The following is a 17,577-nucleotide window of genomic DNA, read 5'->3' on the forward strand; positions in this document are numbered from 1 at the left end:
GATGCCGTAGCGCCCAGTGCCCCTGCGCCCCACGCGCCTTGATTCCAGGTAACCTAGGTTGCTAACGCAAGAAATTCTTGAAGACAGCGGGGTCGAATAGAACGCGGAACAAATTTGTGGCCCGGCTCTCGTCCGCGGCTTTCAGAAGTCCAGAAACAGGGTTGACGGCAAATCCCCGTGATTCGCTGCATCTGTGTTGATTACCATCGTGGGCATGCGTGAGTCCTTGCCGGTTGGCCGGAGACGCTTGGTAGATAGCGCGTCAATTTCGAAGTTCATATCTCGCGAGCATTGCTGAGCGCCTTCTCATAGATAGTCATAAGCGTTTTGTGGTTGGAATCGGCGGTGTAATCCTGCTCGAACTTCTGGCGAGCAGCCTGCCGCATCCGAGCGAGCTCCAGTGAACTTCCTAGGATTCGCCGCACCGTCGCGGCGAGATCGACGGGGTCTCCCGGCTGGAAGTGCAGCCCGGTGAGGCCATCGTCGACGATCGCGGCCATCGCCCCCAACCTGGAGACAACCAACGGCGTGCCTTTGGCAAAGGCTTCGATGACGACTCGAGGAAAATTCTCGTAGCACTGGGATGGGAGCACCAAAAACGTCGCTTCTCCAACCAACTTATAGACGGCCTCAAGTGACTGATTTCGCATCCATTGGATAGACGTGTCCTTCGCCGCGGCCTCCTGCACTGCCGCTGCCAAAGGACCGTCGCCCACGAGCTTCAGCGGCAGCTCACCGCCGAGATGCCGCCAGGCCTGGAGGAGCGCCGTCACTCCCTTCTCCGCTGACAATCGCCCGACGAACACGGCATAATGACCTGTCCCTGCACCGGGGCCTGGATCGGGGTAGGCGAAGTTGGATTTGATCGCGATCTTATCTGCGGGCAAACCCCCTTCAACGAGTTTGCGCCGACCGAATTCGGTGAGAGCGATATACACGTCCACTGCCTTCCACCAAGTGCCCAGCACTCGGTGCGTCGCAAGCATCGTGGCGACAGTGGTGCTGGCGGCTCGGCTGCCCCGGTAACAGTTATGCACGATGCCCGGCCAAGGGATCAATCTCCCGAGACACTTTTCGCAGACGTCTCCGTTACGAAACAGAAGCGCATTAGCGCAAAGAAGGCGAAAGTTATGCACGGTCTGGACCACACGAACGTTTTCTGCCCGTGCGGCATAGTAGGCGGCCGGTGAGATCAGGGGAAACGTGTTGTGGAAGTGTGCGATCTGCGGCCGATGCGTTCGAAACAGTTCTCGCAGCTCGCGGAACGCCGTGCGGCTCCAGATCGTGCGCGACGCGAGTTGTAGGCGACCCATCGCATCGATCGATTTGTTGTGCAGCCAGTACTTCGTCACCTCGTGCCCGTGCGCCCTGAGCATGGCGACCTCGGCCGTCACGCACTGATCTTCACCGCCGGGCTGCTTGTAGAAGTTATGCGCTACCAGAATTTTCATTGGAGAATATTCCCAACAGGGACAACGTCGATCGTTCGCAAGCTCCGTCCGCGAGATGCGCCATTTCTTCCGAAGTCTCACCTCATGTTTTTCACAGGTCCATTTCTTCCCGCCGCGCTACTTCGTCAGTTGACGCGCTCGACAACAATGCGCGTTGGCAGATCTGTCCATTGGTAAGCGAGGGGGCTTGGATTGCGAACTCACTCATGCAACGCAAAACCTCATCCAGGCGTCGCCACTGGTCGGTTTCCTGCAGCTCCCATGAATGTCCCCACAGGTGCAGCATGCCGCCACATCTGAGGGATTCGTACAGCAAGGATCGCGTCAACTCAGGCCAATCGATCGAACGACCATGAGTTATCAGCCGTAAGAGGTTCGTGAGGGCCATGCGCTTGACCGCGTTCTTCGCGAACGCAAAGGAGCCGTGCGGATAGGCTTGGATCGTGGTCGGCAGCAGCATGATCCCCGCATTCTTGCGGGGCAAGTCGAGCGACAATAATTCGACATTGCGCGCACCCAAGTACCCTGCCTTACGGACCATCTCCAAGTGCCTATTTTTGTACTTTCCCTTCGGCGGACAAAACATCAGGCATCGGATGCCGGTATTGCTTTCAACCCACGATTTGGAGCCGGCAATCTCCTGCCACGCCTTTTGCTCGGTGGCCTCGGTCAGGACAGCGTGATGTAGGGTATGTGCACCAATCTCGAAGGCGAGACTGAGCTCCCGGATCTGGGCTGCCGACATCGTCTCATGCTCGGCGATCCTCGGGACGTAAAATGTGCCGCGCAAACCATACTTCGAGAGCAGCTCGGCCACGCGCAAATCCAGCGGATGGCCGTCGTCCCAACTGGTTGTGATGAAAGTCGCCGGCTTCATTCTCGATCTCCCTCAGAGGTCAGGGAGCCTCATTTCTCAGTTGTGAATGCACCACTGGGTTGTGCCCGGCATCCCTGTTCTGTTCTAGCCCAAGGCGGCGCGCAATGCGCATTGCAAGGTGCCGCAGAATGATGTCGCTTACGTCGCGGACGACGTGCTCCAGTGGCCGGGCAGCATCAACGACGTGTCCATTGTTCATTGTCTTCATCAGCGACAGGTAAGCCCCGCGCTGCCGGGCTGTCTCTTCAATTGGAACGTCCTGTTTGCGGGCCTGAATTACCCCGGGCGGTGCGTCAAGGAGCATGACCAAATCAGGTTTGGGAGTGAAACGCCAAATCAGGCGCAGCAACCAGGTCGGGCCGCCATAGTGATAGCGCTTGGGATCCACGAGAGCATCGACGAGATGGCGGTCGTGCAAGACGAGGGTAGAGCGTGCCAACGCAAAATGAATCGCCAGACGGTAGTAAACGAGGTAGTACACCAGCCAATAACACAGCGCCAGCATGACCGATATCATGCGCGATCGCGGAGCTGCAGCGTGTGGTAGAGTTGGGCCCGAGGGGCGGCGGAACAGACTGAGTAAGCCAGGCGCAAAGTAGTGGCACGTCGTTCGAGCGAAGGCACCGGCCAAATCTTGACGCACCAACTTTATGACAGACGACTTGCCGGCACCGTCTGGCCCGAGAAAGATGACACTGAGCCCCCCCTCGGGCCACAACCCTGAGCGAATTTGGTGTCCCATGCGGCGCGACCAATTCCCAATCGACCGCCGGGGCTCTCTCAACATCGCACGCATCCGCATCTCTGCACCAAGCCAACTCAGACAACGCCTCACCGGGGTCCAGTCGCCGGAACTAGCGGCGGAGACGATCAGCGCCGTGTTCCTAGCGCCCCAGAAACGAGCGGCATGCTGCTGGCAACCGGTCGGATCTTGCGCATACACGGTACTGAGCCTTCGCCCCTGCGTGTCGTTTAGCTGCGCCTTCGCAATTTTCCTAACCAGATAGCAGCCGAACTCGACAGGCGGTGCCGGAATCCAGAAACGACTGTGCCTGCGACGGCTCTCTATAACCTCCCTGCCGTTGTAGAACCTGAGCCCGCCAAGCTCATAATCAATGCTTAAGTCTAGCACGAGATAGCTTGGCGAGAGGTCCGCATTCCTGCCAGCGAGCACGAAGTAGTACTCCCTGAAACACACCAGGTCGGCATCAATGCTGATTCCCCTACTTTCATGAAATAAGGCTGCTAGCTGGCCTGGATGAACGCTAGCGGAGATCATGCAGTCCACATCGGACGTGATCCGCTGGGGATAGCGTTCATACCCGTGCAGAACGCAATAGGGTATCTCGGCGCGGTCCAGCGTCTCAAATACACCAAGCAGGATCCGGCCTGGGCCGCTCTGGTCAACGCCGTCGGCTAGCGCCGACGATTTTTCCTGATGTACAATTTTCATGCTTCGCATTGGCGTTGCTCCTCAAATCCCGTTCACGAATGGGCGGCCCTGGCGGACTCAGAAATTCCGACAGCTGAGCGGTGCCCAGCCCTGCATCGGCTTGCACTCTGCCAATGGTTTTCTTTAGTCGTAAACGGCCGATTTGTCTTTGGAGCATTTGGTACAGCCCGCGCGGCGACCATGAAACACTATCCAGGGCCATCAAATGCAGCCGTACGCAGGCCCGGATCTCCTCTAACTGCGACCCTCGTGCTTCTAGCGAACCGATCGTCTCGACGAATGCTAGTACGACACCCTCGGCGAACCTTCGCTTGCGAGCGCAGGCGACGGGGCTGACGATCGTGTTCAACACAGATACTGCTGCATCATAGAGCATGTGCGCCAGATCGTGCGAGGCCGGCTCCCAACGGCTGCTGAGGTCATCGTCAAAAGAGCAAGTTCTTCGCCTGCCGGCGTCCACAAATGAGAGACTCCGTGCTCCGACGTCGCAAAGGATGTTATCGAGCGTCAGGTCTCCGTGGAGTAGACCGTTCGACCATAACCTATTCATCGCAGCGATGATCGCGTGCGGAAGCGATTGAAACACTTCGGGGGGCATGTTGCCATGATCCAGCCAAGAGCCAAGCGGCTTACCCGTGACCCTGGAGGTGACCAAGGCCAGGGGAGACTCGCAAATATAGACTGGCGTCGGGATAGAGATCTTCCAGCCGTTAATGGCGCTGCCGTCCAGGGCGGTATGCAGCCGTGACAGTAGTTCAAACTGGCAGCGCACCAGTTTGACATCCGGTGATAGCCACGGTTTGTACAGCTTAATTACAACGCTACAGTAGTCTTGCCAGACCGGCAGGTGGTGGTCCGAGCATTGTACGTGATAAATGCTGGCCTCGACCCCTTCGGCAAGTTTTTCAATTATCCAGTCGTTTGTTTTGCAACCCGGGGCTAGTTGCTGGAGCACCGGGAGCACTTTCGAGGGGATGGGCGTCGCGCTTATCCTTCCGGAATTTGTCCGCGTGCCGGTCCGTGGGACGAGCGACAAGAGCGCGATCCAACGTGCCGTCGATTTGACCAGGTTTCCTGCGAGGATTCCGTAAGCGGCGCCCACCGAACCCCAAGTCACCACTAGGCACCAGACGAGGCTACCGGTGACAACAGCCGCCCATAGAGCGGTCCAGAAGATCACACGAGGATGCTTCATGCTTGTCAGCGCGTCGTTTGCCGGCATGCCTATGGCCATCACCAGCATCGCTACCATCAGCACCGTGATGGTGTGGCCTTGGTCGGCATAATTGGTGTCCTCGTAGAGGAACTGCATCACGACTTCACCAACGAGCAACGCCGCCACGCAGAACAAGACCATTGCGGCGCCGAGCCACATTGCGTTCCGGATGCTCTCGCGCCGCAGTCGCTCGCCACCACCCTCATTCCAGGCCAAGGCAAGTTTCGGAGTGAGGAGATTGCCGGCCCCAAGGATCAAAGGATTTGAGAGCAACGCAATGCTCATGCACGCGGCGAAGATACCCGTCGCCGTCGTGCCAGCGAGCCATGCCAGCAACCAATAGACAAGCGAACCTTGAACCGCCGAGGTCAGGTGCACGGCAAGAAGCCATTTTCCCAGACCCCAATTCTCCTTCGTCGCGGCCCAAATCTGGTCGATGCGGACCATGAAGCTGGCGTGGACGACGTACAACCCCACGATACAGGCCACGGCGCAGGCGCCGCCGAGCGCGGCGTACGCGGAGACAGCAGACAGGTGCCCGGTCCATCCCATCCAGCCGAGTGCCGCAAGCTGAATGGCCGCCACCGCCGTATCGAGTATTAGAGCTTGGGCCATGCGAAGATGCGCGAAAGCTAACCGGCGACAGAATTCTCGCAGCATCACAAGCGGTGCGACCGCCGCCAGCACCCAGAGCAATGTCCCGAGCTCAGGCCATGTGCCGCGGGCGGACAGCCCCCAGGCGGTGGCAGCCAGTGCGACGGCAACCAGGGCGGAAAGCAGGCCAGCCTGTCCCAGCGAGGCGCCTGCATGTTCGGCTGCCATCCCAAAGGAACGATGCTGGTGGATTGTGTAGGGAGTTGAGATCAGCGATTCCAGGATGCAGAGGCATGTTACAAGCAGGGAGAAGCCCATTGAGTAAAGTCCCAGTTCACTCGGCTGGGCGAAGCGACCGATTAAAATCGTGGTCAGAAAACTAGCAGCGCTGACCACCGCCTGGTCTGTCAGCGCTAATGCCTGGCTCCATGACAATGTGCCCTGTACCTTAGCCCACACACTTGCTTGTTGTCCCTGCGCCTTGCTCGCGTCAGCCTCGTAGGCCGCCGGGTCGGCATGGGCTAGCCTTTCACCCACGAGGACACGCAAGCAGGAGAGGGACAAAAGCATCAGGCCACGGGGTCTCTAGTGGGATCTGCTGCGGAGCCAGTTACCTCTGAGACCGCAGTCGCGAAGGTGCATTCACAGAGTATAGGATGGCTTGGCGGACGACCGCTCCGGCGACAAGTAACAGGAAGGCGGGCACGATGTAGGCATAGCGGCGCCATAAGCGGCGCGGTTCCGAGCACAACCGAAACAGCCACTCCAGCCCGTTTCGCTGCATCCACAGCGGAGCCTGACGTTTGGCGCCCGCCAGGAAGTCGAACGCGGCCCCTACACCGATCATGACCGGTGCCTCAATGCGCCCGATGTGGTTCGCCATCCAGAACTCCTGTTTCGGCGTGCTCAGTCCCACCCATACGATGTCTGGTCGCGTCGCGTTGATCGCGACAACCGCGGCCTCATCCTCCTCCTGCGTCAACTCGCGAAAAGGGGGACAAAGCAAGCCCGCCACGTCGAGCTTTGGGTGCGCTGTGATCAGGACTTGTTTGAGCTTGTCGGCCACTCCTTCGGCGCCGCCGTAATAGAACTGGCGGTAGCCGCGCCGGCTTGAAACGGCCGTCATTTTCCGCATCAAATCCGGACCATAGACTCGGTCCATGCGACTCTTGCCATAGAGGCGCGAAAGCCACACCAGCGGCATGCCGTCGGGCGTTACCATGCCGGCATCATTGTGAATGCGGCGCAGGCGCTCGTCGCGGCGGCTCTCCAAAACGCCGTGAACGCCGGTAACGCAGACGTAGTTGCAGCTGCGACTGCTGATCCAGCGCTCAATCGTTGCGATAGCGTCGTCCAGATCGATTGCACTGACACCGACGCCAAGAATGTCGACACGGTCGTCGCGAATGGGGCCGGCGGAATTTAGCTGGCGATTTTCCATACGATCTTCTTTGCTTCGTCGGGACTCGAAAGCAGCCTATCGAAATAGCGGATGGTTCGGCTCAGGCCTTCCCTGAGCGGCACCGCCGGCTGCCAATGTAGGAGTTGCGTGGCGCGGGTGATGTTCGGGCAGCGCTGCCGGGGGTCGTCCTGTGGCAGCGCTCGGAACTCTAACCTCGAGCGCGAGCCGACGAGGGAGATGATAAGCTCGGCCAGCTCCGAAATGGTGGTTTCTGAGGGGTTTCCGAGATTGACGGGCCCGTCGACGTCGCCCTCGACATTCATCAGACGCGTGAGGCCGTCGATGAGATCATCGACATAACAGAACGACCTCGTTTGCAACCCCGAGCCAAATATGGTGATCGGCTCGTTCTTCAGAGCCTGGATTATGAAGCTGGAAACGACGCGCCCGTCCTGCGGGTGCATGTTCGGCCCATATGTATTGAAGATGCGCGCGACCCTTATGGAGAGCCGGTGCTGACGTTTGTAATCGTAGAACAGCGTCTCGGCGCATCTTTTGCCCTCGTCGTAACAGGCGCGCGGGCCTGCTAAATTAACTCGACCGCGGTACTCTTCGCTCTGCGGATGGACGTCGGGATCGCCGTACACCTCGCTGGTGGACGCCTGCAAAATGCGCGCGTGCAAGCGTTTGGCGAGACCCAACATGTTGATCGTTCCAATGACGCTCGTCTTAGTCGTTTGAACTGGATCATGCTGATAGTGGACCGGCGAGGCCGGGCAGGCGAGATTATAGATCTCGTCCACCTCCACATAGAGAGCAAACGTCACGTCGTGACGCATGACCTCGAAAGCCGGCTCGAGGAGCAGTGGTTCGATGTTGCGGCGCGAGCCTGTGAAGTAGTTGTCGACACAGAGAACCTGGCACTCCTGCTCGAGCAGCCGTGCACATAGATGCGAGCCCAGAAAGCCCGCACCCCCCGTCACAAGCACCCGCTTTTTCACCACACACCTCCCGTTGCGATCGCGACAAGATCTCTCTCGTCCAAGCTGATCTGCCTGCAAGCTGATGCTGCCGGCCCTCGGAGTGTGATCGGCAGGACGAAAGTTGAGAATTGCTCATTGGGGGCAGGACAGAACATAGGCCAGCAAAGGCGGGGTATCCCGCGCATACCTATGGGGTACTCACGAAGACCTTAACCCATAGCCACTGTTCGTGCCCGACGGCCCTTGGGCGGCCGCTAGACTGTATCAAAATCGATGTAGCGCTATTCGGTTTAAGTGCAAAGTCGCGAGGAGCGCGAGGAGAACGCCATGACTCCTGGTCGGAGGGCAACGGCCGGCACGCTCGGGCACCGCTGTGCGACTGCAGTGTATCAATGTACAAGAGCGGCAGCTCTGCTCGGCGTACTCGCATTCTCCTCCCCTATGCTTGCGGATTCCCCGGGGGACAGTCGCGTCTATAAGCTCGGGCCAGGCGACCGGATCACTGTGACCGTGTTCGGGCAGGCAGAGTTATCGGGCGAGGTGCTCGTCGACGGGGTTGGCAATATTGTCCTGCCGCTCATAGGCCCAATCGAAGTCAAGGACCTGACGACGCTCGAGTGCCAGAACCTTATTCGAGACCGGCTTGGCGATGGAATTCTCCAGCAACCTTCAGTCAGCGTACGCATTAGCGAGCTCCGGCCGCTATATATTCTGGGCGACGTGCGCGCGCCGGGTGCCTATCCCTTCCGTTACGGCAGCACCGTGCAGAGCGCCGTAGCTGTTGCTGGCGGTTTCGCGCTTCCCCAATTGGCTCACGGGACGGCCGTTTCCGAGTTCCTTCTGGCCGACGAGCGTGTGCGCCAGCTGAGCTTCCAGAAGCAGGCTATGCTCGTTCGTCGTGCGCGTCTCGAAGCGCAACGCGACGGCATGAAGACCTTCTCTCCTCCGCAGGGCATGACCGAGGGAGCTCCTATGTCAGGTGGACGCGCGACCGCGCAGCCGCAAGCGTCGAGCATAGTAGCGGACGAGACGGACACGTTCGAAAGGCAGTCGGCCATCCTGCAACGTCAACTGGACTTGCTGCACTCGCAAAAGCCGCGATTAGAAAAAGAGATCGAGGCCTTCAACGGGCAGATTACGGCGGCGAAGAAGCAGCTTGAAATCGTCAAGCAGCATGCCGATCAATATAGCCGGCTGGTCAAACAGGGCCTCGGCGTCGTCAATGCGGAACTGCAGTTCAGGATTACAGAGGCGAACCAGGAAAGCGAGCTTTGGAGGCTAACGACTCAGGTCTTGCGCCTGCAGATGGAGGCCAGTGAGCTCGACATCAAGATTCATGAGGCCGAGGCGTCCTTCAAGAGACAGGTCATTACCGAATTGCGGGAAGTGCGCGAGCGCCTCAGGGAGCTTGATGTTGCGCTGCCGTCGGCGCGCGAAATCCGCGACGTAAAGCTAGAGCAGGCTGGCAGCATGGCCGGAGCCGAAGCCTCTCGCTCCATCAGCGTCGCGCGCACTCAAAACGGCAAGGCCACCATCTTCCAGGCAACCGAGACAACAGCCCTGGAGCCCGGCGACATCATCGATGTCAAGAAGTCGCTTCCCCGTGAATCGCCTCGGAGCGCTCCGGCCAGCCAATCTAGTCTGCGTCCATATCAAATGGAACCACCAGAGTCTGAAGGGCCGGTCGCTTCGGTTTCCCGGTAGTAGCCGGCATGGGTAACCGCCGTGAGGGCAGACCCGCGGTGGCCCCTGTTTCCGCGTTTGGAAAGCCTATGGCTTACATTTCAAGTGCTTCACGACCAATGAGCTTGGGCGATCATTATCTGGCGCTGCTCGGCGGCGTGCTGCTGGGATATGCGATGATGGGTAAAGGGTTCGCCTACCTCGGTTTCCCACCCATCTACATGGGCGAGGTAGCCCTCTTCGCTGGCATTGTCGTCTTCCTGCGGACAGGCTGCCTTATCGCTGCACTGGCGAAGCTACCGAGCCCTCTCCTGTCTGTTCTGATGATCTGGGTACTGTTACGCACGCTGCCCTTCGTTGGGGTATATGGCGTCGATGCGCTGCGCGACAGCGTCTTAATCATGTATGGGGCCTTCGCCTTCATCGTCATTGCACTGCTGCTGGAAGACGCTCGCCGCATCAATACGATAGTTCGCTACTATGGTGCCTTCTTGAAAATCTATATCCCGGCAATCCCTTTCCTTTTTGCGTTCAATCATCATTTGGCGGATTCCATTCCGTATGTGCCCGGAACAACTGTCCGGCTGATTTGGATTGGGCCCGGCGAGGTCGCGGTGCATTTGGCCGGAGCTGCCGTGTTCGCCCTTGTGCGATTTCGCAAGGTGACGCTGCTCTGGATCGTCCTTCTCGCCGCTGCGCTGGCAACGGTTAGCGCCTTGAGCCGCGGCGGCATGCTTGCTTTTGCCGTTCCCGTCACGTTTGCGATGCTCACGCTCGGGAAGATACGCGAGATGGCAGCCGTTCTCCTGACCGGGCTGGTGATCCTTGCCGCAGCCTACACCGTTGAGCCGACTTTCACTGAGTATAGCGAGGCGCGCTCCAGCGAAGAGCGCTCCATCAGTACACGTCAGCTCATCGATAATGTTGTGAGCATCGGCGGCCGGGCCGGAGAGCAGACCGAAGGCACGAAGGAATGGCGCCTGGAATGGTGGAGCATTATTGTCAACGATACGCTCTATGGGCCGAATTTCTGGACCGGACGAGGCTTCGGATTGAATCTGGCCGACGCGGATCGCTTTCGCACCGATCACAATGTACCGGCGCTGCGAAGTCCCCACAATGTCCACATGACACTGCTGGCGCGCGCCGGGGTTCCGGGCGTGGCACTGTGGATCCTCTTCCTCGCCTCCTGGCTTGCAATGCTGATGAACGCCTTGCTGACCGCTCGGCGCTGCCGGCAGGCCGAGTGGGCCGGCCTCTTCCTATTCATCGGCTGTTACGTCATGTCCATGATCATCAATGCCACGTTCGACGTCGCGCTCGAAGGGCCCATGCAGGGCATTTGGTTTTGGTGTCTGATCGGCTTCGGTATCGGGTCGGTGATGGTCTATCGTGCGCAGGCGCTCAGCGTCTTGCCGCACCACGCAGTCTTGTTTGGCTCCAAGGCAGTGCCCGCCAAGGAGGCGCCATGAGCGCGCCCGGCGCAATGGGGCCGTTACAGTCGACTGCGCTAGCCGCGGCGTTACTCGGTACTAGCATTCCTAATGCTAGGGTTTCAGCGCGAGAGGCTAGGAACAGAATGGTCGGCGCACATCTAACATATAATGATCGACAGAAACGATCGTCGCTCCGCCTACAATCGCGCAAGGGTTCGAGCGGAGCGCCAAATACTGCGACAACGGAGCTTTCCCCTCTTTCGCGCATAGGTCGGAGCCATCGCCGCATTCAAGCTGGATGCGGGAAGCAAATCGTGTGCAGGTAGCGTACCGATGAGGATACTCGAGATCTCTCGCTCCGGCTTTTTCAAGGCGCTGCAACCCGACAGCACGGTCTGGATCCGATGGGGCTCACCTTTGACCGCCGACGAACCTCATCGGCCTGAAGCATTCGGTTCGTCGACCGTTGCGAGCGCGCTTCGGCATGCTTGCAACAAGACCTACGATCTCATCGTGCTTCCGGCAATCCATCCCGACCACAGGTTCGATCAACCTCTGCACAAATTGCTGGCTAAAAGCATGCTGCAGGCGTTTGGTCGTTCGCCAGCATTTTCAAGGCTGCTCAATCGTCTCATCATCGGCGCCAACCGCCATGCTATCGTCGACGTCAGGGACGAACGCGATCTCTGCGAGACGACGATCCGGCTGTTTCCGCGAAACACACTCTATTTCAAGAGAGAATTGGACCTCGATCGGATCCTAGATCTGCAAGCGCCTGACAGAGTTCGCCCCCTGTCCCTGTTCGTTCCGGACGAGCGCTACGTGCCTTCCCCGCGCGGAAAGGATATCGACATCTTTTTCGCCGGTGCTCTCTGCAACGGGATAAGAACGGAAGCCCTCGATGCGGCTCACAGCTTGGCTGCTCGCGGTCTCCCTGTCGTCACGCCGTGCACGCCTTTGCCTTATCCTGAGTTTATGACGGCGCTTGCCCGGTCATGGCTGGTGCTCTCACCGGAAGGCTATGGGTGGGATTGCTATCGTCACTACGAGGCCTGCCTCGCCGGCTCCGTTCCGGTGATCAGCAGCCCGAGGTACCGTCGCCGTCTTTATCTCGAGGACGGCGTGCACTGCTTCTACTACGACGCCGACCGGGGTTCGCTCGCCGACCAGTTGCTGGCACTTCTCGTGGACAAGGACCGGCTTTTGCGTATGGCCGAGGCCGGCCGGCGGCATGTACTCGCCAACCATACGCGTTCGGCGGTGGCCAACTACATGTTGAAAGAGATCTTTGGAGGAAGCCCGGCGATGGCTGACCTGCTCTCCGAGAATTCCCAGTCAACACCTCGCCTCGAACGAAGGTCCCTTTGAAGCCGCTAGGTCGAAAGTCGGACTCATGGTGCAGGTGCGTGGTCGGCTAGGAGTCAGTGATGATCTGCTGCGATCGACCGAATGATGCTTTTTGGCGATGGGTGAATGATGCCCAACACCCTGGTCGACCGCTGTGGCGGGCACTGATGCGGTTGATTGCGGCCGAGGCCGCAATTTGCCGGGTGATGGTCTGCATCCTGCTTGCCGTGGCTCTACAACTGGTCGCGACAGCCACCGCACAGGGGGTCAGCAACGCGCCCTGCCCCCGAAATGCGTTTGCCGTGGAGCCCGGTGCGTCGATCCAGGCCGCGGTCGACCGCGCCGACCGTGGCGCAACATTCTGCCTCAAGAATGGTATTCACCGGATGCAAGCTATTCGCCCCAAGCCGGGGCAGAGCTTCCAGGGCGAGGGCCAAACGGTTCTCAACGGCAGCCGCTTGCTCACAACCTTCAGCCTCGAGGAAGGGTACTGGGTGGCGAGTGGGCAAGTACAGGTTGGACGAAAACATGGGGAATGCACGAAAACGGTTCCGGCTTGTAACTTGCCTGAAGGTTTGTTCATCGATGACCAGCCTCTCGTCCAGGTGCTAACTAGGGAGAGCGTCGAGCCAGGCCGGTTCTATTTCGATCACGCTAGGTCCCGCATCTATTTCGCCGATGACCCGACGGGCCGCAAGGTCGAGGCCACGGTGGCCGCGTTCGCGTTCGAGAGCAGGGCGTCCAACGTGGTGATCAGGAACGTCATCATCGAGAAATATGCGAGCGTTGCTGAGAAGGGCGCGATTCAAGCCCAAGAAGCCGTTGAATGGATCGTCGAGAACTGCGACGTGCGGCTGAACAGCGGGGCTGGAATCGCGGTCGGTACTGGCAGTCGCGTACGCGGCTCCAACATTCATCACAATGGCCAGATCGGTATCACCGGCGCAGGCCGAGACGTCCTGATCGAGGGCAATCAGGTTTGGGCAAACAATATCCGCGGATTTTCGTCTTCGTGGGAAGCTGGTGGCGTGAAGATCGCCTTGGGTGATGGTGTCGTGTTTCGTGGCAATCACATCCATGACAACTTCGGTCCCGGCTTGTGGTGTGATATCAACTGCCGCAACGTAGTTTACGAGAATAATATCGTCGAGCGCAACCACGGCGCCGGTATTTTTCACGAAATCTCGTTCAACGCAGTCATTCGCAACAACATCGTCCGCCATAACGGCATCGCTAACAATGGCTGGTTCGGGGGCAGCGGCATTCTCGTTGCTGCATCGCAGGACGTGGAGGTATATGGCAACACACTGGCTGTCAGCCCAGGCAGATGCGGAGTCATGCTGATAGACCAAGGCCGCGATGACCAAGCTCGGACTCGCAGCGGTCCGATATACAAGACGCGCAACAACTCAGTCCGCGACAACGAGATGACTTTTGAGGGCGCCGCCTGTGCTGGAGGCGCGTCCGACGTCGAGCCGGGCCATGAAAACTTCTCCATCATCATGGACGGCGACAACCTGTTTGACGGGAATGTCTATCGTGTTCCGCAAACGGGCGGGCCGGCGCGCTTTGTGTGGGGACATGAGGTTCTCGACTGGGAGACGTTCCGCGGGAAAGGCCTGGAGCCGAAGGGGCGGCTGGTGGTCTATTGATTGCCGGTCTGCCTGAAACTCTCAGGTCATCGGTTCGCCTCGGCTGTCATACGACATGGAGACTGTAATCGGCCGCGGGAAGCCATGAAACAGAAATCGGCCCGCAGCACGCATGTTGAGCGATCTCACTCGGATCGCCGCGGCGATGTGTTCGAGAGCGCGTTCCAGAGCAGAGGCCCAACCGGATTACTCCATTGTTGCAGTGATCGATCTGCCTCGATCCCGAGTATCATCAATAACGAGTATCATCAATAAATCGGCCCATGGCAGGAAAAATCGGCCCATGGCAGGAAACTGTAGGGAGCGAGTGCAATGCGTAAACAAGCGACCGTGCTGGTGACTGGAGCGGGCGGATTTATTGGGCACCATCTCGTCAAGTACCTCGCCAAGCGTGGATACGTCGTGCGCGGTGTCGACATTAAGGGTCCGGAATACGAAAGAACGGAGGCTGACGAGTTTGTGATCGCAGACCTTCGGAAGCCTGCCGACTGCATGAGAGCGACCAAAGACATCGATGAGGTCTACCACCTTGCCGCCGACATGGGTGGTATCGGCTACATCAGCTCGTCTCATGCGGAAATTGCTGTCAACAATACGCTGATCAATGCGCATACGCTCCGCGCAGCCCGCGAGAACGGAGTGAAGCGGTTCCTATTCTCGTCATCAGCGTGCATTTATCCTCAATACCTTCAGAATAAGCCCGATGTCGTGCCCTTGCGCGAGGAAGACGCCTTTCCCGCGCAGCCCGAGGAGGGCTATGGGCTCGAAAAACTCTACATGGAGAAGCTCTGTCAGTACTTCACAGAGGACTGGGGCTTCTCGACACGAGTCCTCCGCTTCCATAATGTCTATGGGCCGCTCGGCACCTATGAGGGAGGCCGTGAGAAAGCTCCGGCCGCAATTTGCCGGAAAGTCTCGTTACTCGCGGATCACAGCGAGATCGAGGTCTGGGGCGACGGGAAGCAGACGCGATCGTTCATGTACATCGATGATTGCGTCGAAGGCATTTACCGCATCATGCAGTCCGACTATAGCGCGCCGCTCAATCTGGGAACCGATGAATTGGTCAGCGTCGACGATCTCGTCGACATCGTCTGCGAAATCGCGGGCAAGACGCTAGTGAAGCGGTACGACACCTCACGTCCACAAGGCGTACGCGGTCGCAACAGTGACAACTCGCGGCTGAGAAGTGTTCTCGGCTGGGAGCCGAAGACGCCGTTGCGAGTAGGGCTCATCCCGACTTATCGATGGATCGAAGCGTGCATACGAGGTCAACTGGGTCAGCCTATGGTGACTGCGGCCGAGTAGGAGCCGGAATCGCGTTTGCCGATCAAGCAGGATGTGGTCCGCAAAACACCTGTCGCAGAGATACCCAAAATCGGGAAGAGGTGCGAATGGCAGAAGTTGGGGCGATTCTTCCGGGGAGCGATGCGCCGAAGAGCCGTTATCGTGGCTGGCGTAGGGGCGATGAGGGATTTGCCAATCGATTTCGAAAGCCCGTTGTCGTCGCGACGTTGGTGTTCGGCGATGTAGTTGCCGCCATTGCCGCCATGTCCCTCAGTCGAGCGTTGATTGAGATGACTGGTACGCAACCGCCCGGCCCCCAACACCTCCTGATACCCCTCCTCATTTTGGTGTTTTCTTGCGTTCGCCTATACACCGGATGTGGGCCTAGTCCCTATGAGCGTCTCCGGCTGCGCGCCATCGGTATCATGGGCCTGATGGCGATCGAATTGCTGATCGGACTTCCGGATGGACAGTGGGGCCTGCTCCTTGTGGGATTTAGTGAAGCACTTTGTCTGCTGGTCTTCGGTCACTACGTCGAGACGATGATACGGACCCTATTGATCCATCTCGATCTGTGGGGAGCTTCGGTCGCCTTAGTCGGCTGTGGTGATAACAGTCGAAAAGTGGCCCAGTTGCTCGTGGATCAGCCTTCCCTCGGCTTAAGGCCGATCGGATTCATCGAGACTTCTCGCGACACAGATTTGTGCAACGCGGCGCTTCCGTTCCCGCTGATTGGGCGGATAGCGGAGCTGGGCCGAATAAGTCCTCATGTCGAATTCGCGATTTTCGTTTCTGCGGATGAACTCTCCGCGCTCACGTCTGACCCGCAGCGATGGATGTCATCTTGTCGCTTCCTGCTGGTCGAGGATGTGCGAGATGTACAGAGCTTGTGGCTGCGTACGCAGATGCTCGGTGGGGCAATCGGAATTGAGATCAGGCGCGACCTCTGTTTGTGGCACAATCAGGTACTTAAGCGAGTCATCGATATTCTTCTCGCGATTCCCATTGCGCTACTGGCGTGGCCGATCATCGTCGTTCTTGCGTTTGCCGTTAAGCTTGTCGATCCGGGCCCCGCGTTCTACGTTCAGGAGCGGATCGGGCGCAAGTCGAAGACGTTGCGAACTTTGAAGCTTCGCACGATGTATACTGACGCCGAACAACGGCTGGAGGAGCATCTGCGCCGCGATCCGCGGGCGCGCGCGGAATGGCAGCGCTTTTTCAAGCTCACGCACGACCCTCGGATACTGCCGATCATCGGAAGTTTCATGCGGCGCACCAGTCTTGATGAACTGCCGCAACTCTGGAACGTAATTCGTGGCGATATGAGTCTCGTCGGTCCGAGGCCGTTTCCCGCGTATCATATGAATAGCTTTGATCACGAATTCCGAATCATTCGTGTCAGCGTTCAGCCCGGCATCACCGGCATGTGGCAGATCTCATCCCGGAGCAACGGCGATTTGCAGGTTCAGAAGGCGCAAGATCTCTTCTATATTCGAAACTGGTCCATCTGGCTTGATATCTACATTCTGCTGCAGACAGTGATTGTTGTTCTAAACGGTAGAGGCGCCAAGTGAATGCGGCTTCCCGGGCCTCATCGCGTGAACGTCGTCACGATGTGCACTCCGCGTCGTCGTGGTCAAAGCAGAGGTCAGAGTGCGAGAGTTGCCGAACAGCGGAGCAAACCTGACGAGTGGCATCCCGTACGGCGTGACGATTCCGGCGTCGTTGTTTACTGCGCGACCGCTCGCTGCGGGCTCACGTCGCGCCGTTTGGTCGGAGGAAGGATCAACTGTCCGACGCTAATGGAAATCCAGTAGGACCGCCGCACTGCCTATCTTGACGCGCAGGCCCGGCTATGAGGGGTAAAGCGGAAGTGGCTCGGACATCGTCAAACCGGCTCGATCGACCCTGAACGGACATGAGGAGAGGATTTCGCCCGTCACGCTAGTCATTCCGGCTTTCTGTCTGGACGTTCAACAAGTTCATATATGGGAACGTACGTGCTTTCCGACCACGATTATAGCGCAGCTCCGCAGACCGCGCAGATCGCGTCACCAGTATGCGGCACCAAGAACTTCTCTTCGGTGCGTCTGTACTCGGCGCCGCAATTGCAACTCGCCAGCGGAAGCTTCATCGCCCTGGGGCACGATCGACCTCTCGCGTCTTCGGCTTCCGATGTATCTTCTTGCTGGGAGC

Annotated in this window: 12 protein-coding genes; 6 read left to right on the forward strand and 6 right to left on the reverse strand. The window is 58.7% G+C overall.

What is annotated here, in order from left to right; translation table 11 throughout:
* Positions 1–275: 275 nt before the first annotated feature.
* The 6 genes from V1278_RS12190 to V1278_RS12215 all read right to left on the reverse strand — a co-directional run bounded on the left by V1278_RS12190 (position 276) and on the right by V1278_RS12215 (position 7,994).
* Positions 276–1,451 (reverse strand): glycosyltransferase, encoded by a 1,176-nt coding sequence (locus V1278_RS12190; protein WP_334380869.1) that lies wholly within the window; start codon positions 1,449–1,451, stop codon positions 276–278.
* A 91-nt stretch (positions 1,452–1,542) separates the two neighbouring features.
* Positions 1,543–2,328 (reverse strand): polysaccharide deacetylase family protein, encoded by a 786-nt coding sequence (locus V1278_RS12195; protein ID WP_334380870.1) that lies wholly within the window; start codon positions 2,326–2,328, stop codon positions 1,543–1,545.
* 19 nt (positions 2,329–2,347) lie between these two features.
* Positions 2,348–3,790, reverse strand: coding sequence for a hypothetical protein (locus V1278_RS12200; RefSeq protein ID WP_334380871.1), 1,443 nt, complete (start codon positions 3,788–3,790; stop codon positions 2,348–2,350).
* A complete protein-coding gene (locus V1278_RS12205) occupies positions 3,732–6,161 on the reverse strand; it encodes a polysaccharide biosynthesis C-terminal domain-containing protein (RefSeq protein WP_334380872.1) in 2,430 nt (809 codons plus the stop codon). Before V1278_RS12205 ends, V1278_RS12200 begins: the two co-directional genes overlap by 59 nt.
* 40 nt (positions 6,162–6,201) lie before the next feature.
* A complete protein-coding gene (locus V1278_RS12210) occupies positions 6,202–7,032 on the reverse strand; it encodes a WecB/TagA/CpsF family glycosyltransferase (protein WP_334380873.1) in 831 nt (276 codons plus the stop codon).
* Complete coding sequence (locus V1278_RS12215) at positions 7,014–7,994, reverse strand: UDP-glucuronic acid decarboxylase family protein (RefSeq protein WP_334366958.1); 981 nt, start codon at positions 7,992–7,994, stop codon at positions 7,014–7,016. The genes V1278_RS12210 and V1278_RS12215 overlap by 19 nt, the downstream gene beginning before the upstream one ends.
* Positions 7,995–8,417: 423 nt before the next feature.
* On the opposite strand from V1278_RS12215, the gene V1278_RS12220 reads away from it, so the two are divergent.
* From V1278_RS12220 to V1278_RS12245, 6 genes are all read left to right on the forward strand, one after another.
* A complete protein-coding gene (locus tag V1278_RS12220) occupies positions 8,418–9,680 on the forward strand; it encodes a polysaccharide biosynthesis/export family protein (RefSeq protein ID WP_334384160.1) in 1,263 nt (420 codons plus the stop codon).
* Positions 9,681–9,748: 68 nt separating this feature from the next.
* Entirely contained in the window at positions 9,749–11,131 is a 1,383-nt protein-coding gene (locus V1278_RS12225; RefSeq protein ID WP_334380874.1) for an O-antigen ligase family protein, read from the forward strand.
* Between the two features lie 297 nt (positions 11,132–11,428).
* A complete protein-coding gene (locus tag V1278_RS12230; RefSeq protein ID WP_334366961.1) occupies positions 11,429–12,463 on the forward strand; it encodes a glycosyltransferase in 1,035 nt (344 codons plus the stop codon).
* 146 nt (positions 12,464–12,609) lie between these two features.
* The gene (locus V1278_RS12235; protein WP_334380875.1) at positions 12,610–14,094 is read left to right on the forward strand and encodes a right-handed parallel beta-helix repeat-containing protein; all 1,485 of its coding nucleotides are present in this window, start codon (positions 12,610–12,612) and stop codon (positions 14,092–14,094) included.
* Between the two features lie 312 nt (positions 14,095–14,406).
* Positions 14,407–15,402: an NAD-dependent epimerase/dehydratase family protein gene (locus tag V1278_RS12240; RefSeq protein WP_334366963.1), complete on the forward strand. Its 996-nt coding sequence runs from the start codon at positions 14,407–14,409 to the stop codon at positions 15,400–15,402.
* 86 nt (positions 15,403–15,488) lie between these two features.
* The gene (locus tag V1278_RS12245) at positions 15,489–16,955 is read left to right on the forward strand and encodes an exopolysaccharide biosynthesis polyprenyl glycosylphosphotransferase (protein WP_334380876.1); all 1,467 of its coding nucleotides are present in this window, start codon (positions 15,489–15,491) and stop codon (positions 16,953–16,955) included.
* The last annotated feature ends 622 nt before the right edge of the window (positions 16,956–17,577 follow it).

Origin of the sequence: Bradyrhizobium sp. AZCC 1577 (genome assembly GCF_036924575.1) — a bacterium.
Lineage (GTDB): Bacteria > Pseudomonadota > Alphaproteobacteria > Rhizobiales > Xanthobacteraceae > Bradyrhizobium.